22 protein-coding genes are annotated in these 24681 nt (G+C 47.3%); all 22 read right to left on the bottom strand.

Annotated features, from left to right (window positions below):
• Nucleotides 1–95 precede the first annotated feature (95 nt).
• Nucleotides 96–857, bottom strand: a complete 762-nt coding sequence (locus PAEAM_RS17505; protein WP_100528407.1) for a WecB/TagA/CpsF family glycosyltransferase — start codon at nt 855–857, stop codon at nt 96–98.
• 7 nt (nt 858–864) lie between these two features.
• The gene (gene csaB / locus PAEAM_RS17500) at nt 865–2046 is read right to left on the bottom strand and encodes a polysaccharide pyruvyl transferase CsaB (protein WP_076328737.1); all 1182 of its coding nucleotides are present in this window, start codon (nt 2044–2046) and stop codon (nt 865–867) included.
• On the bottom strand, nt 2022–4043 hold the full coding sequence (locus PAEAM_RS17495; RefSeq protein ID WP_100528406.1) for a DUF5693 family protein: 2022 nt from the start codon (nt 4041–4043) through the stop codon (nt 2022–2024). The genes csaB and PAEAM_RS17495 overlap by 25 nt, the downstream gene beginning before the upstream one ends.
• Before the next feature lie 411 nt (nt 4044–4454).
• A complete protein-coding gene (locus PAEAM_RS17490; protein WP_091036315.1) occupies nt 4455–6176 on the bottom strand; it encodes a phospho-sugar mutase in 1722 nt (573 codons plus the stop codon).
• Nucleotides 6177–6287: 111 nt separating this feature from the next.
• Nucleotides 6288–6719: a 3-hydroxyacyl-ACP dehydratase FabZ gene (gene fabZ, locus PAEAM_RS17485; protein WP_036613058.1), complete on the bottom strand. Its 432-nt coding sequence runs from the start codon at nt 6717–6719 to the stop codon at nt 6288–6290.
• 487 nt (nt 6720–7206) lie between these two features.
• On the bottom strand, nt 7207–7434 hold the full coding sequence (locus PAEAM_RS17475) for a DNA-directed RNA polymerase subunit beta (protein WP_100528405.1): 228 nt from the start codon (nt 7432–7434) through the stop codon (nt 7207–7209).
• Between the two features lie 12 nt (nt 7435–7446).
• Nucleotides 7447–8286, bottom strand: coding sequence for a flagellar hook-basal body protein (locus tag PAEAM_RS17470; protein WP_076319216.1), 840 nt, complete (start codon nt 8284–8286; stop codon nt 7447–7449).
• Between the two features lie 640 nt (nt 8287–8926).
• Nucleotides 8927–9811: a flagellar hook-basal body protein gene (locus tag PAEAM_RS17465; RefSeq protein WP_076209801.1), complete on the bottom strand. Its 885-nt coding sequence runs from the start codon at nt 9809–9811 to the stop codon at nt 8927–8929.
• A 100-nt stretch (nt 9812–9911) separates the two neighbouring features.
• Complete coding sequence (gene mreB / locus PAEAM_RS17460) at nt 9912–10910, bottom strand: rod shape-determining protein (RefSeq protein ID WP_036612542.1); 999 nt, start codon at nt 10908–10910, stop codon at nt 9912–9914.
• A 219-nt stretch (nt 10911–11129) separates the two neighbouring features.
• The gene (gene spoIIID, locus PAEAM_RS17455; RefSeq protein WP_024632710.1) at nt 11130–11417 is read right to left on the bottom strand and encodes a sporulation transcriptional regulator SpoIIID; all 288 of its coding nucleotides are present in this window, start codon (nt 11415–11417) and stop codon (nt 11130–11132) included.
• Between the two features lie 170 nt (nt 11418–11587).
• On the bottom strand, nt 11588–12328 hold the full coding sequence (locus tag PAEAM_RS17450; protein WP_100528404.1) for a M23 family metallopeptidase: 741 nt from the start codon (nt 12326–12328) through the stop codon (nt 11588–11590).
• Between the two features lie 1036 nt (nt 12329–13364).
• Nucleotides 13365–14705: a stage II sporulation protein D gene (spoIID, locus tag PAEAM_RS17440; protein ID WP_100528402.1), complete on the bottom strand. Its 1341-nt coding sequence runs from the start codon at nt 14703–14705 to the stop codon at nt 13365–13367.
• A 467-nt stretch (nt 14706–15172) separates the two neighbouring features.
• On the bottom strand, nt 15173–16519 hold the full coding sequence (gene murA, locus PAEAM_RS17435) for a UDP-N-acetylglucosamine 1-carboxyvinyltransferase (RefSeq protein ID WP_017691942.1): 1347 nt from the start codon (nt 16517–16519) through the stop codon (nt 15173–15175).
• A gap of 522 nt (nt 16520–17041) precedes the next feature.
• Nucleotides 17042–17299 carry a DUF1146 family protein gene (locus tag PAEAM_RS17430; protein ID WP_017691941.1) on the bottom strand — a complete coding sequence of 86 codons (258 nt, stop codon included), beginning with the start codon at nt 17297–17299 and terminating at the stop codon, nt 17042–17044.
• Nucleotides 17300–17905: 606 nt separating this feature from the next.
• Nucleotides 17906–18310: a F0F1 ATP synthase subunit epsilon gene (locus PAEAM_RS17425; protein ID WP_036612555.1), complete on the bottom strand. Its 405-nt coding sequence runs from the start codon at nt 18308–18310 to the stop codon at nt 17906–17908.
• Between the two features lie 62 nt (nt 18311–18372).
• Nucleotides 18373–19776 carry a F0F1 ATP synthase subunit beta gene (gene atpD, locus PAEAM_RS17420; RefSeq protein WP_036612557.1) on the bottom strand — a complete coding sequence of 468 codons (1404 nt, stop codon included), beginning with the start codon at nt 19774–19776 and terminating at the stop codon, nt 18373–18375.
• Nucleotides 19777–19869: 93 nt separating this feature from the next.
• Nucleotides 19870–20742, bottom strand: coding sequence for an ATP synthase F1 subunit gamma (gene atpG, locus PAEAM_RS17415; RefSeq protein ID WP_076319219.1), 873 nt, complete (start codon nt 20740–20742; stop codon nt 19870–19872).
• Between the two features lie 129 nt (nt 20743–20871).
• The gene (atpA, locus tag PAEAM_RS17410; protein ID WP_036612563.1) at nt 20872–22386 is read right to left on the bottom strand and encodes a F0F1 ATP synthase subunit alpha; all 1515 of its coding nucleotides are present in this window, start codon (nt 22384–22386) and stop codon (nt 20872–20874) included.
• 16 nt (nt 22387–22402) lie between these two features.
• Nucleotides 22403–22951, bottom strand: coding sequence for a F0F1 ATP synthase subunit delta (locus tag PAEAM_RS17405; RefSeq protein ID WP_100528401.1), 549 nt, complete (start codon nt 22949–22951; stop codon nt 22403–22405).
• Entirely contained in the window at nt 22948–23436 is a 489-nt protein-coding gene (gene atpF, locus PAEAM_RS17400) for a F0F1 ATP synthase subunit B (protein ID WP_036612568.1), read from the bottom strand. Before atpF ends, PAEAM_RS17405 begins: the two co-directional genes overlap by 4 nt.
• A 113-nt stretch (nt 23437–23549) precedes the next feature.
• Nucleotides 23550–23774, bottom strand: coding sequence for a F0F1 ATP synthase subunit C (atpE, locus tag PAEAM_RS17395; RefSeq protein ID WP_017691934.1), 225 nt, complete (start codon nt 23772–23774; stop codon nt 23550–23552).
• Nucleotides 23775–23851: 77 nt separating this feature from the next.
• Nucleotides 23852–24670 (bottom strand): F0F1 ATP synthase subunit A, encoded by an 819-nt coding sequence (gene atpB, locus PAEAM_RS17390; protein ID WP_017691933.1) that lies wholly within the window; start codon nt 24668–24670, stop codon nt 23852–23854.
• Between the last annotated feature and the right edge of the window lie 11 nt (nt 24671–24681).

Genomic DNA, 24681 nt, shown 5'->3' with positions numbered 1-24681 from the left:
ACATGTAATCCGGAATGAATTATACGCTCATCACACCCGAAAAGCCATCCTCAATTTCTAGCAAAAACACGCATTTATCTCGCAATTACCTGTTTTTAACGGACTTTCGTCACGTTTTCTTTGTCACGCATCACCTTAACAGCGAATTTCGGAAGCGCAAGCATCCGTCCAGCCCGGCTTGGTTCACGCAATAAGCGATAGAACCACTCCAGTCTTAACTTTTGGAACAGCATAGGCGCACGTTTGGTTTTGCCCGAAATCACATCAAAGCTGCCGCCAACGCCCATGGTTACGGGAACTTGCAGTGCATCTTTGTGTTTGTGAATCCACGGTTCTTGGGTGTCGGCCCCACGTGCTACAAACAACAGATCAGGTGCTGCTTCCCGAATGGAAGCGACGACCTGTTCATCCTCAGCCGGACCAAAATAACCGTCGCGATAACCCACAATTCGAATCGCCGGATATTGCTGTTGTAACCGAACTGCCGTTTCTTGAATCACCTCAGGGGTGGAACCAAGCAGATATACGCCCCATCGATAGTTTTCTCCAACACGCAGCAATTCATGTAAAAGCTCAAAACCCGGCACTCGCTCAGCTACAGGATCTCCACAATAGTTTGCAGCCCATACGACACCTGTTCCATCAGGAACAATCAATTCCGCAGCTTGCATGACTTCCATGATTGCGGGATTTTCCAATGCGGCCATAACCATAATGGGGTTGGCTGTGATGACCTGATGTGGTGTCTGCTTGGACAGCACAGCTTCCTGGAGAACCTTTACCGTTTCTTTCATCGTCAGTTTGGAAAAAGGAATGCCGTAGATCGAAACGGTAGGTATTGATCCGGTCTGACTCATCTTTATCTCATCCTTTGCGGCCTAAATAGTTAATAATCTGCTGTGCAGGCACTCTGGCTTCCTGCTTCAGTTGGGTGATGCCTTCTTCATGTTCCTTCAACCACTGTGAACGTTGATCCAGCAGTCCAACAACAGTCTTGGCGAGTTTGTCGCCATCGAGTGTATCCGTATTGCCTGCTGGTTCACTGTCCAGACGAAGCAGGAATTGATCAATTTTCGGATCATACGAGATACCCACCGGAGGCACATATTGCGAAGCCGCATAGATCAGACTGTGCAGACGCATACCGATGACGAGATCACACTTGCTGACTTCCTCCAGCATAAGCTGAGGGTCGGTCAGATCTTCTGTGATGCTAATCTCGCTGCCTTTGCTGGTCACATCACCTAGCATTTCAATAAGGAATCGTGATGCCTGTTCATCCACTGGCAGATGAAATGGTAGAAAACGCAAGTGCACCGCTCTTTTGGAGCACAGCTTTTTCAATCCGGCGGCAATAGCCGTAAGTTCCTTCCGGTCTGACTCCCAGAAACGTACCGATACGCCGATCACAGGAAGCTTGGTATGTCCTCCAGTTGAAGGTTCCACTCGATTAGCTTGAGTAGCAGCATTTGCTGAGACAGCACCTGCGCCCCTCTCAACTTTTGTTTCAGGTAATGGCAAACCCATTACGGGGTCAGGTACAACATGGATCTGATTCCACTGTAACCCGAGCCCACGCAGGTAGTCTGCAGATTGTTCATCCCGAACGGATACATAGGTGCAGGCCTTAAAGACCGATTTGATCATCGGATTAAAAATTTTACGATTCACAGGGCCAATCCCCTGTGCATAGATAAACGTTGGTTTTTTCAGCCACTGGGCCAGCTTGATTACACCCAGATAATAAGGAATGGATTTCAGTCCAGTTGCATCTTGCAAAAGACTTCCTCCGCCACTGATTAACCCGTCACTCTCCTTGAGTGCTTCACGGACTTCCTTCAATTTCATACGATGCACGGAGCGCACACCGTACATGGCGGTTGTCGACTCGGGATCACCCGAGAGAACAATAGGTTCAATCGTTATGTTCGACCTTTGGCTTTCCTCTTCCAGCGCTGTCAAAATCGACTTTAGCACCGCTTCGTCTCCGCTATTGCGGAATCCGTAATACCCCGAGATGACTAACTTTTGAGAAGTGGTGACCATTTTTTCCAACATCCTTCCGCTACTTGCCACACACCCACAGCAATGATACCGAAGATTAAGCCAAGTCCCAATCCCATCACTCCACGAATGAGTGACAATACAGCCGGCGTATGGATATGCGCGAACGTATCCACCATGGACAACTGTCCAATCGCTGCAATAATGAGCACAAAGATGACTTTACGATATTTTAAAGCGGCGAACACGCCAACGATAAACAGCGGGTGTCCCAGCATAAATTCTTTGAATCTCGGACGTACACCGAACGTATCTTCCAACGTGGTACGAAGGAACATCTCTAATGGTGTTACTGAACCCGAGTTGCCTGTACGGCTCAAGTAATAGTACCCAACAACGGCAGCAACAAGCGCCAAAACAACCATTAACACATTAATTGGCATACGAAGCATTTCTTTAATTTTCTTAATAGAGAATGAACCCGAGCCACGATAAAACACAATATAGATCGCTACCAGTGCCATAGGTGCAAAGTGCAACAGACTCACGCCGCGGAACTGGTTAATGACCAGACTGTACGTAATGCTGTTAAGCAACGCGATGACAAAAGGTACCGCCAGGAATGACAGAATCGAAGTTCTTACATATAAAACTAATGTCTGTTTCAAACGACGACCCGCAGATGCGTCGGGTTGACGCTGTTGCTGATAGTTCACTGTACGAACGGCCAGCACCATCGCTATGGTCGGCGCGGCGATTGCCACAAGCAAGGCAATTCCTTGCTCCAGCAGCGTTGGTTTCAAAAGGAACAATCCTGCACTGCCCACCAAAGCGACCACAAATGCGATCAAAGTCAGTAGTGGGATAAAATAAGAAACCATAAGTGCAATCATGGCAATTGCACCAACAAGAGCAACCAGCTTGGCATAACGCTGAATCGAAGAATCCTTAACTGTAAATGCTTCAGCTTGTCCTAGCTCGAATCCATGCTTCGCCATGCGTTCTACCGCATGACCCGGCTCACCCAGACTATTGATCAGATTCTCAATTGGATCTGTAATCATAGCCTTTGCTGTATTCCGGCTTGGCGATGCATTCATGTAGAGCATACGAATATTGCGATCCTTGGTTGCGAGAACAAAACGGTCAGCAATCGTGTCTACGTCCAGATTGGCATCTCCATCACTAAGCGAGTACAGACGCGTAACGTTGTAATCCGTTTTATACGCAAGAGTCTGGAAACCAGACTGTGGTTTCTTCAAGTTCTCGATGGCTGCAAGACCAATATTGTGCTTGTTCAGCAACTGTGCGAATTGGTCGAGACTTTTCATCTCTTCATTATCATTGTACCCTTTCACAGCATCACCATCAAACAAGATGCGCTTTACGCCATTCTCTTCGAAGAAGGTAAGCAAGCGCTCCATCGATCCCTGGCTGTATGGCACACTGTCCGAGATCCGCGGCAAAATGTAGAAACCTTTATCACGCAGCATCTTCACGGCAACCGGATCGGGCTGCAAAGGCTGCATGTTGGCATTCTCCGGAGGAGTCTGCAATATTAAGCCGCTACGACCTTCATATTCCCAAGGCACTACCGGAATCTGCCGATCAGCGAACGTTTGTTCAATAATAGGGGTATACGTCTGTGCGTTTTCCTCCGATGTAAATAACACATACGTGTAATTCGCATTAGAAGGGATCACATCTTTGGTCAGGTTCGCGAGATCCTGGCCGTTATATACCATTAGTCGGCGTGTCTTTCTCAGCTCGTCCAATGTACTTTCGAACACAGCCATCGTTGTTACGCCTGCGTCTTTTAGACGAGTCAATTGTTCATTCATGAAATCTTGCGGATGTGCCTGATAGGCGGAAATATCCAGCAGACCTCGATAGTTGAAGACAAGCTCCACCTTTTTGGCAGAAGATTCTGTCTGCACCCGATCACTGATTACAGGGATGGACGCGACCAGACCGATAATAACGACGAGCCACAACCACTTCCGAGAAGCGTTATTCCAATAAAGCCATTTTTGACGCACTACATGTACCTCCTCAAGTGTTGGAACCAAATGCACGTTCAGCTCAAGTAATTCGTTCATTTAACATTTATACAATAGGTTACAAACAGCTTGTGTCAACAAGCCCTCTTATATGCTATATAGATTGAACTAAAACATTATTTACACTCGCCACTTCGATGGCAGAACAACCTTCCGATCGCTGTTATCCCCCGATTTTTTTGATTCACTTTTAATAAAGGTGAAAATCTGGTGATAAAGGCGAACGTTTCACTTCTTCAGGTTATTTCTGCCCTCTACGTTCTCGTGTAAATGTTCAGTTCAATTTATATAGATCCATCTGTAATATTATTTCAAAGAAAAACCCCTCCGCCAACCAACCTTACGGTGCGGAGAGGCCTTCTCATGTTCTTGCTCATTGTTGCATTTGTATTATTGTGCGTCTACACGCGACATCACTGTAGTCACCAGACGCTCGATCCGGCTTTCCGCATCTTCCAAATTCTCTCCACGCACGGCGAAGTATACTTTGATCTTCGGTTCTGTTCCTGAAGGACGCAAGCAGAACCATGAACCATCTGCCAAGATGAACTTCAGTACGTTCTCCTTCGGAAGACCGTCCAGACCAAGGGAGTAGTCCAGCACATCTTGTACCGCAATTCCCGCTACTTCTTGTGGCGGATTGGAACGCCAGTCCGTCATTTTGGCTTGAATCTGAGCTACGCCGTCTTTGCCTTTCAGCGTACGGGACTCCAGCTTCTCCAAGAAGTATCCGAATTGGTTGTACAGCTCTTGCAAGACATCATACAGCGTCTTGCCTTGGCTCTTATAATACGCAGCTGCTTCAGCAATCAGCATCGAGGCAAGGACAGCATCCTTGTCACGGGCATAGTTGCCTGAAAGGTAGCCATAACTCTCTTCATATCCGAACAAGAATGTATGACTGCCTGTTGCTTCGAACTGGTTCATTTTTTCACCAATATATTTGAAGCCCGTCAGTGTGTTCATCACTTCTGCACCGTAATGTTCAGCAATAACAGCACCCATCTCACTTGTTACGATTGTTTTGACAACCGCACCATTGCTTGGCAGTGTACCTGTCTCTTGCAGGCGACTGAGCAGGTAATGTACCATAATGGCACCAGACTGGTTACCGGACAAGACGAAATATTTGCCATCATTGTCTTTCACAACAGCACCCATACGGTCTGCATCCGGATCTGTTCCGATCAGAATGTCAGCGCCCACAGATTCGCCCAACTTCATTGCGAGGGTAAACGCTTCGCGTTCTTCCGGGTTAGGGGATTTCACGGTGGAGAACTCAGCATCCGGTTGTTCCTGTTCAGCTACAATGTGCACTTGCTCGAATCCGATCTGCTCCAGTACGCGACGTACAGGAATGTTACCTGTTCCGTGAAGCGGTGTGTAAACGATTTTGAAATCACGGCCTATGCCGGATTGGATCAGTTCACGGCTCAGACTGCGGCTTGCTACGGTATCCACAAACGCTTGGTCTTGGTCTTCACCCAACCAGATCAGGAGTCCTTGAGCTTCTGCTTCTTCTTGCGTCAGCTTTTTCACGTCAGCAAGGGAAGGCACTTCCTGGATGTACTGAATGACTTTTTCCGCTTCATCCGGTACCAATTGACCGCCCTCATGATTGTATACTTTGTAGCCGTTATATTCCGGTGGGTTATGGCTCGCTGTTACAACGATCCCTCCAGTTGCCTTCTGATGACGCACTGCGAATGACAGCTCAGGAGTTGAACGCAGGGATGGGAACAGCTTGGCTACAATGCCGTTTCCAGCCAGTACAAGCGCAGCATCCAGTGTGAATTCAGGTGAGAAATGACGGGAATCATGAGCAATGACAACAGAAGGTTTGCCTTCTTGGTCACCATGTTGCTCAAGCAGATAACGCGCAAATCCTTGCGTTGCCCGACCTACGGTGTAACGGTTCATCCGATTGCTTCCGGCACCAATGACTCCGCGCAATCCACCTGTACCAAACTCCAGGTTTCTGTAAAAACGTTCCTCCAGCTCTTTCGGCTGATCCTGCAAGTCACGAAGCTCCTGTTTCGTTGCTTCATCAATCGAAGCATCCTCCAACCATTGCTGCAACGTCTCTGCTGCTGCTGTGCTTAACTGTTCCATTCCGATAAACCCCTTCCGTCTATATAAATTCAGGTGTGCTGAGTTACTTCAGCATCTTGCATCATTCGGTCCGTCTACGTTCCTACATGATGTAAATGCTCACGTATGTAATCAGCTTGGGTCAGACAGTGCAAACATGATCTCGCCTTCAGCGACCACTTTGTCGTTCACTCGGGCAGTTGCTTTACCTTTACCAATAGAACCCTTCAGACGTGTAATCTCCACTTCCAGAATCAACGTATCTCCGGGCACAACTTGTCCACGGAATCGGAAGTTGTCCAGTCCCGCCAAAAAGCCTATTTTTCCTTTGTTGCCTTCCAAATTCAGAATGGCTACTGCACCAACTTGCGCCAGCGCTTCTGTAATCAGTACACCCGGCATTACCGGATACTCTGGGAAATGACCAATGAAGAAAGGTTCGTTAATGGTTACGTTTTTCAAACCAACGGCACGTTTGCCATCCTCAATCTCTAGAATCTTGTCCACCAGCAGAAACGGGGGGCGGTGCGGGATGATTTCTTGAATCTGTTTGATATCGAGCACAGTGTAATCTCCTCTCGGGATGTTTATATGAGCGTTCTTCATCATGGATTTTTCATGTGCGCATAGGTGACCGTTACGGTTACGGATCGTTCTTTCGATCGCTGTTGTTTCCTAATGTTTCTGAACTATTTTTCAGATGGATAACATTAGGAAACAAAGGCGAGCGCTTCGCTTCTTTCGAACGATTCCGTTCCCTTCACTGACTTTAGTGCGGACATGGAAAACCTGATTATGATCAAGTCGAAGCTCATATAAAAGGTTTTTAATTTTAAATTTTGTATGGAAAGCATATTTTCGGTTAACACTAGTTATATCCTTCATGACTGCAGTAGTGAAGGTTAAGATAAGGGGTCTCTCTTCGCGATGACGAATGTCTTTCGCAGGGGAGGCCTCTTTTGTGACGTCAAACGTCATCCATCATTATACTGTTTTCAACGTCAAAAAGAAAACTCCTGCCTGCGCAGGAGTTTTCGCTTTACTCGTTACATTATGGAGCGAATACCAGATTATATACATGTTCCCATGTACTCCATTGCCATACGGAACCGATATCCTGTTTGCCCAGTACCACATATCCAGCTACCATTCCGCCAGCAAGGGCAAGAACAAGCAGGACCGGAACCAGGAACCATCTTGCGATGCGCCATCCACTCTTCTTCTTCTTCTTGACTTCCTTTTTCTCCGGCTTACTGTTCTGCTGCTGTGTTTCTGTCATCACATTCACCTTTTACGCTCTCATATTGTTGGCAAGACCCAACATGGAATCACTTGAAGTTAGCGCCTTTGCCGCCAGCTGATATGTCCGCTGTCCTTGCATAAGCAAAGACATCTCCTGTGTCAGATCAACATTGGATTGCTCCAGAAATCCTGGTCGGATCAAGGCCGCTGCTTGACGTGTAGCTGCATTAGCGCCAAATACATCATCTTCGGTTAATCCCGCATCCAGACCAAACAGGTTATCCGCAAACTGCACCAGACCCTCAGGACGTTCAATGTCTACCACTTGCAGCTGTGCTCCAATGGTTGCGTTTGCCGCATTACCGCGTCGGATTAACAGGTTGCCATTTTCATCAAAAGCAACTTTGCTATTATTCGGTGCCGTAATACGATTGCCTTGACGATCCAGGGCAAAGTGGCCTTCGCCATTGACCATCACCATCATATCAGGTGAATTCGGAGTAGGCTTAGGTCTTGTATCAGGTACAAAATGAAATGCACCCTGACGTGTCCACATTTTCTCCCCATTCGCTTCAACTGCAAACATCGCATTTCCTTCAATGGCCAGATCGGTCGGAAGACCAGTCTCGTTCAAGGGGCCTTGAGACATATCCTTCGTTACATCTGCCAAACGAGCACCAAAACCGAGGTTATATCCCATCGGTGTGGAACGTCCATCCAGTTTGTACTTGTCCGGTTGTTGTTGAACCCGGGTCAGCACATCCTCGAATGCCGCCTGCTTGCTCTTATAGCCTGCCGTATTCACGTTGGCAATATTATCGGAAATGACATCCAGACGCTGCTGTATGGCAGTCATGGAAACCTTGGCACTAATCATGGAATTATTCATTGGTGGTATACCCTCCCTTGTGTCCTGTCCACCCTCCCAAACCCTCCCTAGTAGGGAGGGCCCCAGATGGCGCTGCCCTCTGGACTCCCGAAACAGGCGGATTAGGTAAGTGGGGTACGATCTTGCTAAGTGACGGTGGTGTGTGTTCGCCGCGACTGCCCGACTATGATTCCCGCCATCGTTTCACATGGCTGAATCATAGTCGGGCACGCTCTTTATGCGGCGTGTAGCTCCGCGTGGTCTCTTCCCTGCTTTGCTTCGCAAAGGGCTGTCGAGACCGTCGCTTCGCTCAGGTATTGCTACGTATTCCTCGCATAGGCTCGGATGCGATTGGTTTGCGCTTCGCGTGGTCTCTTCCTTGCTTTGCTTCGCAAAGGGCTGTCGAGACCGCCGCTGCGCTCAGGTACTGCCACGCATTCCTCGCATAGGCTCGGCTGCGTCTAGGCTCTTGCGCTCCGCGGGGTCTCTTCCTTGCTTTGCTCCGCAAAGGACTGTCGAGACCGTCGCTGCGCTCAGGTACTGCTACGCATTCCTCGCATAGGCTCGGATGCGTTTGGTTTGCGCTTCGCGTGAGCCTCTCTGCTTTGCTACGCAAAGGGCGTTTGGCTCTCCGCTGCGCGGTTATATTTAAACGTCGGCGTTATACACGCCCGACTTCATTGACGGCTTTATCAAGACTGCGGTCGTAAAATTGTACGACCTTCTGGTTCGCTTCATACGCACGGAATGCAGCGTTCATATCAACCGTTGCCTGTGAGGCATCAACATTGGAACCTTCCAGGTAACCCTGACGGATCTGCACATTATCACCAGCAGCCATCATCCGGGACGTTGCCCCGTTTGCATCGCTGAGACTGAAATTGCCATTACCTTGACGAACCAGTTGATTCGGCTGGTCAATGACACTAATGCCAAGAGTAACCCCTGTTGGTGCACCCGTTGCTGCATCTACCAAACGGCCTTGCTCATCCACTTTAAATTGCTCCACAGAACCTGTCAACACTACAGGTTGTCCATTATTATCCAACACTTGTGAACCTGTTGAACTCAGCAATTGTCCCGTTCCAGTGATCTCGAAGTGACCATCGCGTGTGTATCCGGTGTTACCTTCTGCATCCTGAACTGTAAAATACGCCTGAGGCTGGTAAGTCACCGTGCCGTCGGCCCGTACAAATTTGCCTGATGCGTCAAACGGGACAGGTTGTCCAGTCTGCGGATCATTGACAGTCATATTGGATGAAATGGAAAAATCATTTTTCTGCCCAGTCTCCATAATGGTCCCCTGCAAATTCATGGACAAACTCTCTTCCGCGAACACCCCCGTGTTCAGCTTGCCCAGCCGCTTTGTTGGAAGATTTGCATCTCCGCCTACCAAAGTAATGAGCATTTCCGGGAAGGAACGGCTTACGCTGTTCACCTGTTTATATCCCGTGGTGTTCATATTTACGATATTCTGTGTTGCTGTGTCATGGCGGCGTTGTTGCGTAATCATTCCCGCAGTAGCGGTGTACAGACCTCTTAACATGAATTAACCCCTCTCCTCAAGCGCTTGACCTGTCACAGGTTGGCTGCTTGTCCGTTCTGCTTTCCGAGCATGGCGAACCTTTGCTATTTATATCGGCAGATTAGAACTTTTTCTTAACCACCTGATCCAAATTATTAAGCATTATGCCTGTCCCCTTCACGACACAGTGCATTGGATCTTCCGCCACCCATACCGGTACATGCAATTCATTGGACAAAAGCTCGTCCAGTCCGTTCAGCAATGCACCTCCGCCAGTCAATACAACACCACGGTCGATAATGTCCGCTGACAATTCAGGCGGTGTACGTTCCAATACCGATTTGGCTGCCACGATGATGGATTGCACGGAATCCCAAAGTGCTTCCTGTACTTCATTTCCCGATATCGTTACGGTAACAGGAAGGCCGGATACCATATCGCGTCCGCGAATGTCCATCTCTGTTTGATGTCCACCCGGATGTACGGTACCAATCGCAATTTTGATATCTTCAGCGGTCCGTTCACCGATCATGAGCTTGTACTTGGCTTTGATAAACTTGATAATGGCTTCGTCGAACTTGTCCCCTGCGACTTTAATAGAAGAGGCGGTGACCACGTCGCCCATAGAAAGGACTGCAACGTCAGTCGTACCGCCGCCGATATCCACGACCATATTGCCGCTCGGCTGAAAAATATCCATTCCCGCACCGATTGCTGCCGCTTTCGGCTCTTCTTCCAGAAACACTTCTTTGGCACCGCTGCGTTCTGCCGCCTCACGGATGGCCTTCTGCTCCACGGAAGTAATGTTCGTTGGTGCACAGATCAGAATTCGAGGGTGGCTGTACCAGCTTCTTGCACCCACACGATTAATGAAATGTCTGAGCATCGCTTCTGTAATCTCGAAGTCCGCAATAACGCCGTCACGCAGCGGTCTAATGGCAACAATGTTACCTGGAGTACGCCCCACCATACGACGCGCTTCTTCCCCAACAGCAAGGACACGCTTCGTATCTCTTTCAATGGTCACGACGGAAGGTTCATCGAGGACAACCCCACTTCCTTTCACGTGAATAAGCACGTTGGCCGTGCCAAGATCAATACCGATATCCTTGCTAAACATAAAAGAGCCCCCAAAGTGATATTATTTGGTCAGCGTATCCTGTGAAAAAGAGTCCCTTATCACGTCACCGCTCGTTCGACAAAGTGCAACATATATATGTAAAAATCGGGCTGATAAGATGTCATAATTCGATCCTGTACCAGCATTTAACATATCATACTTCAGGGGAGGGATTCAATGCATGTGTGAGCTTTTTGGCCTACGTCTTTGTGAAGATGCTTACGATTTGGCGGAAGCCAACACCTCACGTTTCTTGCCACTCGTTTTTTTGTATTTAATTTTGGTCGCTTCACCGCCCCGCAAATGGCGGATCGACTTGTGATACTCCAAAATGTGTTTCACCTGGTCAGCAAGATCAGGGTTGATTTCCGGCAGACGCTCCGTCAGATCCTTATGCACAGTACTCTTTGACACGCCGAATTCTTTGGCTATGGTACGGACCGTATTCCTCGTCTCAACAATGCAGCGACCAATTTTGATGGTCCGTTCCTTGATGTAATCGTGCACGCTCCCGCCTCCCTACTGTGTGGATAGTTTGGTACATTATATGAGGAGCATGCCTATATATTCGCGGTTTAGAGGTGTGACAAGCTTCGAAGGTCCCATTATTTTCTGAAAAGCACAAAAAGAGCAGAGGTTTAACCCCCTGCCCGTCATGTTGCTGCGGTAAAATTCATTTATTTTTCCGGAAGATATCCTTGAGGGTTAACCGGCTGTCCGTCTTCGTACACTTCAAAGTGAAGATGGTTGCCAAGCGTTTTACCCAATTCATTGACGCCAGCGGATGCAATCGCATCTCCCTGTTTCACTTCGTCGTCCTGTTTCACTTTGACGTCTGCCAAGCTTTGGTATACCGTTTTCAGGTTATCGCTGTGTGTGATTTCCACAACTTGACCTGTGAGCGGATTTTGCTCAACCCGGGTAACTTTACCGGCAAGCGCTGCTTTTACTTCAAACGTTTTGTTATCCCCACGTGCCAGATCCACACCTGTGTTCGGGATGAATGTATCATTGTACTGCACCATTGCCGCTTCATGTTCCTCGGTTGAAGCTTCGCTATCATAGAAAGGTTTTACTACCGAAATTTCAGACGGTACCGCTACCGGCCATACAAAATTCTCCGACTTTGCAACAACTTCCACACTTTCTTCTTCTCCGCCTACTGCTGTTCCTTCTGTACCCGCCGATGCGCCTGTTTCTACTACCCCGCTAGCAGGGTCCGAGTTCAGCGTTTTGTCGCCTGTGCCCTGATAGACCCACACTAAGGTTAGTATAATGCCTGCTGCTGCGATGTAGGCTGCCGGGAAGACCCAGCGTTTGGACATTGCTCTTTTCCATGAAGAGGGCTGACTAGCCGGTACTCCTTGAGTTGTTTTAGGAGTTTCTTCTTGGATTGTTTTTTTGTTTTGTTCATTCATGTTAATCACCTCAGTAACAAGTGTTACCGGGTGCAACTCTTTTATACACGCGCGACTCTAATTATTTTCACGGAGGTTTCAGAGAGTGCTATATATGTGGGGGAGGAGTGATTAGTGCGTGCGCCGCTTCGGGGCCAGAAAACCTTTCGACCGGCTGTTATCCCCGGATTTCCTGATTATTTCTCCCAATGGAGAAATCCGGTGATAAAGGCGGCCGCTTCGCTTCTACAGGTCTTTTCTGTCCCCTGCGCTCCCCATACGCTAGCACTCTCCTCATATATAGCCGAATCTCGAAAGCTCCGGAAAGGGTGGTTGGTAGACTGGTCTGGATTGGCTGTAGAGGCCAATCCTTCTATGAAGTGCATTTATCGGTGAGAGCGAAATGATATAGGATGTGACTGATGAAATACCCTTTAAGCCACCTTAGGTTCGTTAAAACGAGATATGAGATTAGAGATTGGCGACGCCACATCAACAATAACTGTTCAATACAACATCTAGATTTAAAAGAAGCTGGATCATGAATGGTTACAGTATAGTTAGAAGTTGCTTAAAGGACTGGGAACATAAATCAAATTTGTAAGCTTAGGGCTTGGGAACTTGATTTCAACGTTCTGATTTTATTTTTGGTTCGGCTGCTTATTGCGAATGAGCATGTAGTGAATGACAGCACCCTCAATTTTGCTAATGATTAGATAATAAAATACTTCTAACGAACTCAGACGGCCTTATTGGCGGGGAAATCGTAGCTTAGGAATTCTAACGAACCGTAGGCACGCTAATTACTCTTTTGGGCGCTATTATCGAATCAGTTTGGTGGTATGTCGTGATATAACGTGTCTGAGATTCGTTAGAATTTCCATTCGTTGTGATATCGCCTGATAAGGTCTCTCAGATTCGTTAGCGCGCCAATGGTATGTGGGAAGTCTGATGAGTTCCAAACCTAAATTGCTCTCATTCCCATACTTTTGCACACATTCGCACATATTCCTACCCATTCGAATTATTTCGCTTTATCCATCCGTGTTCATCTCTCCTACTTCGATGCAAGCATCTTGGATGCCTGTCCGAATGAAATGCCGGTATAGTAGTGTTTGAGAATTTGGGTGGCCGTGTGTCCCTCCTGCGCCATGCCGTTTGCTCCCCATTGGCTCATGCCAACCCCATGACCGTACCCGTAAGTTGTAATCTGGATTTCGTCACCTGTGGTCTTCCAACTGAACTGGCTGGATCTTAATCCAAGCAGTTTACGAACCTCGGGTCCGCTGAATGTCTCACCTGCGATCTGCATTTCCTTAATCCGATGCCCTTTGGTTGTAGACAATACTTCCATCCACGATCCACCCTTCTGGGCGGTAACCGGAATGGCATCCAAGTTTAACTTCTGCAGAATATCATTACGCTTCATGGTGACGGTCTGCTTGAATCCTGGTGCCAGGTTTTTGTCCCACGGACTGTCTACACTTTGCAGATACGGCACGGCGTTCCCCCATACATCCTCGGCATTCTCGGTATACCCATTACTTGTGGAAAAAAAGGATGCGGTGATTGCCTTGCCCTGATATGTCATCACCGTATCTCGACTTTCGCGCACAGCCTGTTGCAGCTTCTCCCATTCCTTTGCCTTCCCTAGACGCGTCCAATCCGATTCCACCTGATCTGGCGGAATAAACACCTGATGGCTGACCGTATCCGTCACATCCGCCGCACCTGATGGAACACCGCTTGTATCACTCGCAGCTAACCTACGCACGATAAATGTACGAGCTGCTATTGCCTGCGCCTTTAACGCCTCCAGTCTGAATTCCGCAGGCATCTCAGCTGCCACCACCCCGGTAACATAGTCTTCCAATGGCAGATTCATCGTTGTGCCCGTTGCAGACAGGTATACGCGCACTTTAGGTTCAGGGTACGTAACAGGAACGGCTGGCGCAGGAGCTGGGGTTCTTGTACTGCTTGAATCTGTTGGAGCAGGGATCGGCTTAGGTGATTCGCTTGTCCGCGGCCATACCAGAATTACCGGAATCAGTAACGCCATTGCCAATAAGGCAGATACAGCGGCAGCAGGTTGCCATCGTGTCGTATTACGTCCCCATCGGGGTTTTCGTCCAAACGTCCTCATTCGGCGACGCTTCACTCGGCGGAACTGGTCCAGCTCAATAACAGGTATATGAATATGCTCGGTTGCCTTTCGGTTCAGTTCATCTGCCGACACCCGTCCTGGATTGGATAATCTTGCAGGCTGTGATGGAGCAGTCCTCAGGTTCAATGGGGAAGGCTTGTCTTTTTCCACTCCAGAAACGGTATTTCCCTCTGGCTCTTGCATACCTGGACGAGGGACAAGGGGTACCTTTACCTGTACACGAGCTTCTTTCATTCGAATATAACCCTCCGTTATCTATGGCCGGTCATGTACCGGTCGTGTTGTTCAAATCCATAGTTTAGGTTATGAGCTGGCTTGATCTGATAGAACCTGATTTGAGAGAAACGAGGCCCTTTTCGTTCTGTTCAATTTCTTATTTTCTTTTGCTATGTACATCTTAGAAACGTTGATCTGTCGCTGTATACCGGTGTTTAGCTGGATCCGACACCCATATAGAGTATGCTCTTTCATTTGGTTCAGAATCGATACAGAATACGATGTTATGCTATACAAGTTAGGACCAGCTATTAATAGAATCAGGTATCAAATATCTCGTCATCTTCTTAAAAGTAAACACAAAAAAAGCCAAGCCAGATGGCTTAGCTTTATCATTTTTTACAATATACGTTCCATCGCATTCATAATCCACACAACCGTGTGACTCATAATAGAGGAACATATTTTTTCTATTCAATCCAGTGTTAAGCCAAAGTTGGTTGTACCTTAAACATCGGTACTTCTTTCTCCACTTTTTCACTAGGTGCTTTGGTTGCTTCCAGCTTAGGCTCATCAACCGAGATCCGATAGATGTCAGCGCCAAGTCCGTTAAGCTTCTCAGCGAGATGTACATAGCCACGGTCGATGTGATGAACACCGCCCACTTCCGTTGTACCTTCAGCAACAAGACCTGCAATAATGAGTGCGGCACCCGCACGCAAATCGGTAGCCGTTACTTTGGCACCCTTCAGTTTGGCATTACCTGTGACGATGGACGAACGTCCTTCGACTTTGATCTCCGCATTCATCAATTGGAATTCATCCACATGCATGAATCGGTTTTCAAAAACAGTCTCTGTCACGACACTTGTTCCTTCAGATGCAAGCAAGAGTGCCATCATCTGGGATTGCATATCGGTCGGGAATCCTGGGTATGGTAATGTTTTTACATCCACAGCTTTAAGAGGGCGATCTGCGATTACACGCACGCCATTCTCATCCGGTTGGATTGTAACACCCATCTCTTCAAGCTTCGCGATAACGGAGCCTAAATGATCAGAGATTGCACCTTCAATGTACACGTCACCACCAGAAATTGCAGCAGCAGCCATATACGTACCAGCTTCTACCCGATCCGGAATAACGGTGTGTGTAACACCTGTCAGTTTCTCCACACCTTCAATGCGGATCACTCCAGTACCAGCACCACGTACGATGGCACCCATTCCATTCAGGAAGTTGGCAAGATCCACAATCTCAGGTTCTTTTGCCGCGTTCTCCAGAACAGTTACACCTTCGGCCAATGTTGCAGCCATCATAATATTTTGAGTGGCACCTACGGAAGCCACATCCAGATAAATTTTCGCGCCACGCAACCGACCTTGGCTACGAGCTTCGATATAACCTTGGCCCAAGCTGATCTCTGCGCCCATGGCTTCAAAACCTTTCAAATGCTGATCAATAGGCCGTGTACCGATGGCACATCCACCAGGAAGTGAGATTCTTGTATGACCCATACGAGTCAACAAAGGCCCCATGACCAGGAAAGACGCCCGCATTTTACTTACCCATTCATACGGGGCTTCACAGGAAGTAAGTTTCTCCGCATTTACGGTAATCACTTCGTCCCGGTATGTAACTCCCGCTCCTAGCGATTCCAACACCTTGTTAATCGTCATCACATCGTCTAGAGGAGGCGCGTCAATAATAACGCTTTGTCCTTCTTCCCCTAAGAGAGAGGCAGCGATGATCGGAAGAACAGAATTTTTAGCGCCGCTAACTTTGACACTTCCGGTCAACCTTTTGCCACCGCGGACGATAAATTTGCTCATCATGGTTCCCTCCGCGCTTTTATTCCCTTTTCTTCATTCCGGAATACGTAAGCCCCACTATGCTAGAAAGGACTGTTGCTGTGTGTGGAATTTCGACATATTCTGGCATATTGCCACAGATGTCTGTTCAGAAAAGAATTGGTTTTTATAATCCATATCAATGATACCATGTGCCGTGCATCTTGCTATTCAGCATGTAAAAATCAGTGTCTTACAAGCCAGCAGAGCATCAGAACAGACAGAGTGGGATGGTTATTAGCCGGCATGAACCGGATATCCCGTTTATAACTACAAAATAAGTGAACAATTGTGAATTCCCTAACTTCCATCATAACATTGTTGAATTGTACGATACAAGCATTTTTACATAAAACATCTCAAATTCATCCAATTTTACGTCACATTTTTTTCTTAATTTCTTTACCGACAACTCATACTCTAATTGTTAACACAATTAATCGATGTTATTCGACAATGAGCAGCTTGAAGAACCTAACAGATGATTAACCAACCATCTCAACATTAAAACAAATTACGCAACATTTGAGTCCAGGACAAGTAGTCAATGACAAAGCCAGCAACGGCATGCCCCAAAATGATGGCGAGCAACAAATGCAACAGTCTTCCCTGAGCACCTCGTGGCTGCCTGATGATTAAATCCAGTTTGAGATTTGTCAAAGCCCACCAAGACAACGCTATACATAACAGGGAGACGATGATTGAGACCAAGCCATTGGTGCTTAGAGCCTGGTTCACCTGATTCGTCAGATCAGTATCCATATATTCTTTACCTCCACATTTGTTGCAGCGATCAGCATATCATATGCCCGGCACCCATAACTTGTTAGTATACTGGAATGTCTTGAGCACAACATACTGAGCGTACTGTCAGATTTACTCCTGCCAGGCAGGAATCTCCTGATGCCCAATCACCGATCAGCAACAATGCGGCTGTGCATGACTATGGAATCTACTACGCAGCTTCCTGCTTCTGCTGACTCTATGGAATATAGGCTCTTTCATCATACATTGTCAATTACATTGATTTCCACTTCTAAAATATTTTAATTTTAAAATGCCGGGATTTTGTGACTAAAACGACATAAAAGAGCGCTATTTCGATATCGATTCTGTCATTTCCTCGGAAATAATTTAAATTTACTCATGAAAAAAATGGTTCTCTTAGTGGTAAATACGCCCACTACTTTAGTCCTACATTCTATTCAAATCCTCATAATTGGTGAATATTTTGCTTAAAATACTTCTGTTTACTGAAGGGATAGGATGGATTTGTGGTCAGCCCTTTTGATATATTCGATAAAACAATTCTATTAAACAAACTCAAAAAAGCCCGGCAGACTAAGCCGCCAGGCTTCAAAGAATCGTTTATTTGCCGAACACATTAATCCGGTTAACCGCTTTTTGCAGCGCAATCTCTGCACGACGGTGATCAAAGTGGTCCTGATTGCTTTGGCTTGCAAGCCGACGTTCTGCCCGCTCTTTCGCCGCACGCGCACGATCCACATCAATGCTTTCCGGGAATTCAGCACTCTCTGCGAGTACAACAACCTTATCTTTACGAACTTCGATAAACCCGCCACCGATAGCAACTCGTTTATTTTCTTTTCCGTTATGGATATAGATTGGTGCAATCTGCAAAGGTGTAACCATAGGAATATGACCTGGCAGAATGCCCAGTTCCCCTTCAATACCACGAGCCGTAATGCTATTCACCTGTTCTGAATAGACCAAACGCTCGGGTGTTACGATTTCCAACAAAAAGGTGCTCAATTCCATCCCTCCTGAAATATCCGAAGGATAGCCCGCTTCATAAGGACAATCCTGGATTCAGACTAAACCAGTGTTTTGGCTTTCTCCACTGCCTCTTCAATTGTACCAACAAAGAGGAAAGCTGCTTCCGGAAGATCATCATACTTACCTTCGAGAATCTCTTTAAAGCTGCGCACCGTTTCTTTAACTGGAACGTATTTACCCGGAATACCGTTAAATGCTTCAGCAACGTGGAAAGGCTGGGACAAGAAACGTTGGATTTTACGAGCACGGTATACAAGCGCTCTATCTTCTTCACTCAACTCGTCCATACCCAGGATTGCAATGATATCTTGCAATTCATTGTAACGTGCCAAGATACGTTTAACGCCTTGAGCTACGCTGTAGTGTTCTTCACCTACAACTTCAGGGGACAAGATCCGGGAGCTGGAAGCCAGTGGATCTACCGCAGGGTAGATACCCATCTCGGAAATTTTACGCTCCAAGTTCGTCGTTGCATCCAAGTGGGCAAACGTCGTTGCAGGAGCCGGGTCAGTGTAGTCATCCGCAGGCACGTAGATGGCCTGGATGGATGTTACAGAACCTTTTTTCGTTGATGTGATACGTTCTTGCAGTTGACCCATTTCTGTTGCCAGTGTAGGTTGGTAACCTACCGCGGAAGGCATACGTCCAAGCAAGGCAGATACTTCTGAACCCGCTTGGGTGAAACGGAAGATATTATCGATAAAGAGCAACACGTCACGGCCTTCTTCATCACGGAAGTATTCCGCCATCGTCAGACCTGTGAGGGCTACACGAAGACGTGCGCCTGGAGGCTCGTTCATTTGTCCGAAGACCATTGCTGTTTTGTTGATAACGCCGGAATCACTCATCTCGTGATACAAGTCATTACCTTCACGTGTACGCTCACCAACACCCGCAAATACGGAGATACCGCCGTGTTCTTGTGCGATGTTGTTGATCAATTCCTGAATGGTTACCGTCTTACCTACACCGGCACCACCGAAGAGACCGATTTTACCACCTTTAGCGTAAGGAGCAAGCAAGTCGATAACTTTGATTCCTGTCTCCAGCATTTCTGCTTGGGTAGTCAGTTCATCAAATGCAGGTGCTGAACGGTGAATCGGGTTCTTGTGCTCAGCAGCTACGGCACCGCCAGTATCAATTGCTTCGCCGAGTACGTTAAATACACGACCCAGTGTTGCTTCTCCGACGGGTACAGAGATTGGTGCTCCTGTATCTAAAGCTTCCATACCACGAACAAGTCCATCCGTGGAGGACATCGCAATACAACGTACTCGGTTGTCACCCAGATGTCTCGAAGCTTCGAGTGTAAGGTTCACACTTACGCCGCTCTCACTTACTGTAGTGATCGTAATGGCATTGAGGATTTCCGGCAGACCGCCGCGATCAAACTCGACGTCAACAACCGGACCCATGATGCTCACAACGCGTCCTTTGTTCATCTTAACGTTCCCCTCCTACAAGCCTGCTACTTTTGCAAAAATAATGTACCGTTCGTTTATCTTTGCTCTGCAAGCCTTCATTAATAAAAACAGTTAGCCTTGTGCTGCGTTGGCACCTGCCACAATTTCCGTAATCTCCTGCGTAATCGCCGCTTGACGGGCACGGTTATAGGTCAATGACAATTCGTTAATCATTTTGGATGCATTTTTGGTTGCATTACCCATCGCCGTCATTTTCGCGCCTAGCTCACTCGCCTTACCGTTCAAAAGCGCACCATAGATCAGCGTTTCCGCGTAACGCGGAAGCAAAACCTCCAGTACAGCCTCAGCAGACGGCTCGTATTCGTAGCTTGCCGTTGGTCCTTCCGCAGCAGTTACCTCAGGTGTTTCCATCGGAAGAAGTTTTTCTACCGTAGGAATCTGGGTCAACGCATTCACAAAGCGGTTATAACAAATGTACAATTCATCAAATTCAGCCAGTTCAAACCCATGAACAGCCTCGTGTGCGATGGATTTGATATCTGCAAATGAAGGCGAATCCGACAGATCCGTTGTTGTGGATGCCATCGCCATTTCACGACGTCTGAAGTAATCGCGTCCTTTACGTCCAATGACGAACAATTCGTAGTCATCTTGGGAGTTGTGGCGCTCTTTGAGCGTCTGATTAACCTGACGCAAAACGTTCGCATTGTATCCACCTGCAAGACCACGGTCCGATGTAATGATCAGGTAAGCTGTCTTTTTGACCGGACGGCTCTCCAGCATCGGATGCTGTATACCTTGCGTGCTTGATGCAATACTAGCTACAACTTCTTTCAGCTTCTCCGAATAAGGACGGGCTGCTTCCGCTTTTTCCTGCGCTTTACGCAGTTTTGCAGCAGCTACCATCTCCATTGCTTTGGTGATCTGCTTGGTGCTTTGTACGCTTTTAATTTGCCGCTTAATTTCGCGCATGCCTTTTGCCATGATTTCACCACCTTAAAGTTTTGACAAAGTCAAAACTACATCGTAAGCATCATCTTTTTTGACAGAGTCAAAGTATTACATGCAGACATGCGGAATCGGTTAGACAACTCCGCACCTGCAGTCATTTATTTAGACAGAGACAGCAAAGCTCTTTCTGAACTTCTCAATTGCACCTTTCAGTGCATTTTCGTTGTCTGCAGTCAATTCTTTAGTATCACGGATGGATGCAAGAATTTCCGGATGACTGCTCTCCATGAAGGCAAGGAACTCACCTTCGAAACGAGTCACATCACCTGTAGGAATTTCATCCAGGAATCCTTTAACGGCTGTGTACAAGCTGACCACCTGTTGTTCTACGGCCAGAGGCTGGTTTACACCTTGCTTCAGGATTTCCATCATACGTGCACCACGATTCAGGCGAGCCTGAGTCGCTTTGTCCAGATCGGAACCAAACTGGGAGAACGCTTGAAGCTCACGATATTGAGCGAGGTCGAGACGCAGGGAACCTGCAACCTTTTTCATCGCTTTGATCTGAGCAGAACCACCGACACGAGATACGGAAATACCTACGTTGATCGCCGGGCGTTGTCCAGCATTGAACAAGTCAGCTTCCAGGAAGATTTGTCCGTCCGTGATGGAGATTACGTTCGTTGGAATGTATGCTGATACGTCGGAGGCTTGTGTTTCAATGAACGGCAGTGCGGTTAAAGAACCACCACCCAGTTCATCATTCAGCTTCGCAGCACGCTCCAGCAAACGGGAATGCAGGTAGAAGACGTCACCCGGATAAGCCTCACGGCCCGGTGGACGACGAAGCAACAAGGAAAGCTCACGATATGCAGAGGCTTGTTTGGTCAAGTCATCATAGATAACCAGAACGTGCTCGCCTTTGTACATGAAGTACTCACCCATCGAACAACCGGAATACGGTGCGATGTACAAGAGTGGTGATGGATCGGAAGCTGCTGCAGTTACAACGATTGTGTACTCCATTGCGCCTTTACGACGAAGAGTTTCCACAACTTGAGCAACCGTAGACTGTTTCTGACCAATAGCCACATAGATACACTTCATGCCGCTACCTTTTTGGTTCAGGATCGCATCAATCGCGATGGATGTTTTACCTGTTTGACGGTCACCGATGATCAACTCACGTTGTCCACGACCGATTGGAACCATTGCATCAATGGCTTTGATCCCTGTTTGCATCGGCTCATGAACCGATTTACGATCCATTACGCCTGGTGCTTTACCTTCAACCGGACGGAATTCCGTTGTAGCGATTGGCCCTTTGCCATCTACAGGAATACCGAGCGGGTTCACAACGCGTCCAATCAATGCTTCGCCTACAGGCACTTGCATGATTTGGCCAGTACGTTTCACTTGGTCACCTTCACGAATATCGTAGTAAGGTCCCAAGATAACGACACCGACATTGCTTTCTTCGACGTTCATGGCGAGTCCCATAACACCGCTTGGGAATTCAACCAACTCGTTGGACATGACGTTCTCAAGTCCGTAAACACGAGCGATACCATCACCAACCTCGATTACCGTCCCGACTTCGACTACATCGATATCGGTCTTGTATTGTTCGATTTGGCTCTTAATTAATGTACTGATTTCTTCTGGTTTGATACTCAAGTGTCCTCACCCCAATCTACTGTACTCGTCTGTTAAAAGACTGCTCAAGACGTTCGAGCTTGCCAGCCAAGCTGCCGTCATAGATCGTATCGCCAATGGCGACTTTCAATCCGCCCAGCAGAGTCGGATCAACAATGTTCTCGATACGAATCTTTTTATTCACACGGCCACCGAATTCACGGGTTACCGCTTCTTTTTCTTCATCATTCAACGCATAAGTGGAGTAGACACGTGCATCAGCGATGCCCAGCGACTCACCTTGGATCTTCCGATAATCATTCAGCAAGTCTCCCAGCAATTCAACGCGTCCGCGTTCAATTAACAACAAAACTGTACGAAGGACAGGTTCGGATACCTTACCATCAAGACTTGAGTGAAGCACGTTCTGCTTGACTTCATCAGAGATATTAGGAGATACGATAAATTTCTCGATATCTGCATCTCCGGTCAATGCACTGACTACCGCAACCAGTTCCTGTTCAACCTCAAGCACCTGCTGTTGCTGAAGAGCAACTTCGAACAATGCTTTCGCATAACGCTTGGCAACTATCGTATCGCGGCTCATTGTCGGCCTCCTACCTCATTGAGGTATTGGTTCACAAGTTCTTCTTGTGCAGGACCGTTCTCAACTTCTTTTTTGATCAACTTGGATGCAATCTGAACGGAAGCTGTACCCAGTTCGCTGCGAAGTGCTGCGACTGCTTTGTTCTTCTCGCTCTCGATTTCGCGTACTGCATCGTCTTTCAGACGATTAGCTTCAGCTTTTGCATCAGCCAAAATCGATTCAGCTTGTTTGCCACCTGTTTGTTTGGACTGTTCAATGATGTCGTAAGCATCTTGACGTGCTTGTTCAAGAGCTTGTTTTTGTTCCTCCACATAGGCAATGGCCTGTTCCCGAGTCTGTGCAGCCTCATTCATCTGCGTCATCACGAGTTCACGACGTTTTTCCATAATGGAGAACAAAGGCCCGAAGGCATAACGGCTAAGCAGCCAATATAAAATTGCAAATGCAACAATCGCAAGAAGCGTATTTTCCCATATGAAACTCAATCTGTTCACTCCTTCCTGGAGGTATCCTTGAAACGTCATCCGTTAGAACGGACATTACCTAAAAAGAAGGCGCGGATGGCTATGGCCTTCCCCGCCAAACCTTTAAAATTTGATTAAGCCATACCGTAGAACATGAACGCGAGTACCACACCGATGATCGGCAATACCTCGATCAAACCTACACCGATAAACATTGTTGTTTGAAGAGTGGATTTTGCTTCCGGTTGACGGGCAATACCTTCCACCGTTTTGCTGATTACCATACCGTTACCAATACCTGCGCCAAACGCGCCCAGTCCTGCAACAATTGCTGCTGCGATTAATGCCATTGCTCCCATTTGTATATCCTCCTTAAAATGATAAATCGAATTTTTATTGTTCAGCCTGGTGAAGAAATCTTCGTAGGGCTTGAAACTTAATGCTCGTCATGCGTCTCGATGCTCTGTGAAATGTACACCATCATCAAGATAACAAACACAAATGCCTGGATCGCGCCGATAAAGATACTAAAGCCTTGCCACACCATAAGTAGCGGAATCGCTGCAATAGCACCAAACACTTTGAATGTGGTCAGTTTCAGGATCGTTGCGATCAGTACCTCACCTGCAAAGATATTCGCGAATAAACGCATACCGTGTGTCAACAGCTTGGATGCCGTCTCAATCAAGTTGATTGGCAAGAACAAGGCAAATGGCTTGAAGTAATGCTGGAGATACCCTTTGGTGTTACGGAACAATCCAAGTCCATGAGATACAAGGAACGCTACGAGAGCAAGTCCCATCGTTACAGACAAGTCGGCTGTTGGTGATTTCCACCAGGCCAGTTCAACGTGTGGGTGTGCTTCAGGGTCCTTGGCATGCGCTTTTTCAAACGCCTCCACCGCTGTAACAATCGGCTTACCGAATACCTGTGCCTGATTAACATCTGTTACCTCAGATACAGCCACGAGCGGAAGGCCCAGCATGTTCCCTACAAAAATGAACATAATCATGGAAAGAGCGAGAGAGATAAAATGTTTACCTTTCTTCATATCCATTGTACTGGAAATCAGATTGCGGACGAATTCTACTGCCCACTCCATAAAATTTTGCAGCTTGCCGGGATTTTCAACGGATAATCTCCGTGTTGCCAGTACAGCAAAAATAAAAACAATTGCACCTGTAACTACCAGCATCAACAGAACCGATAGATCCAGTCGAAATCCGCCAAGCATAATAATTGGAGCTTCATGCATATTTTTCTCAC

It is taken from the genome of Paenibacillus sp. GM1FR, assembly GCF_002803315.1.
Classification (GTDB): Bacteria; Bacillota; Bacilli; order Paenibacillales; family Paenibacillaceae; genus Paenibacillus; species Paenibacillus amylolyticus.
The sequence above is the reverse complement of the archived record's forward strand: the minus strand, read 5'-3'. Positions and strand labels throughout refer to the sequence as shown.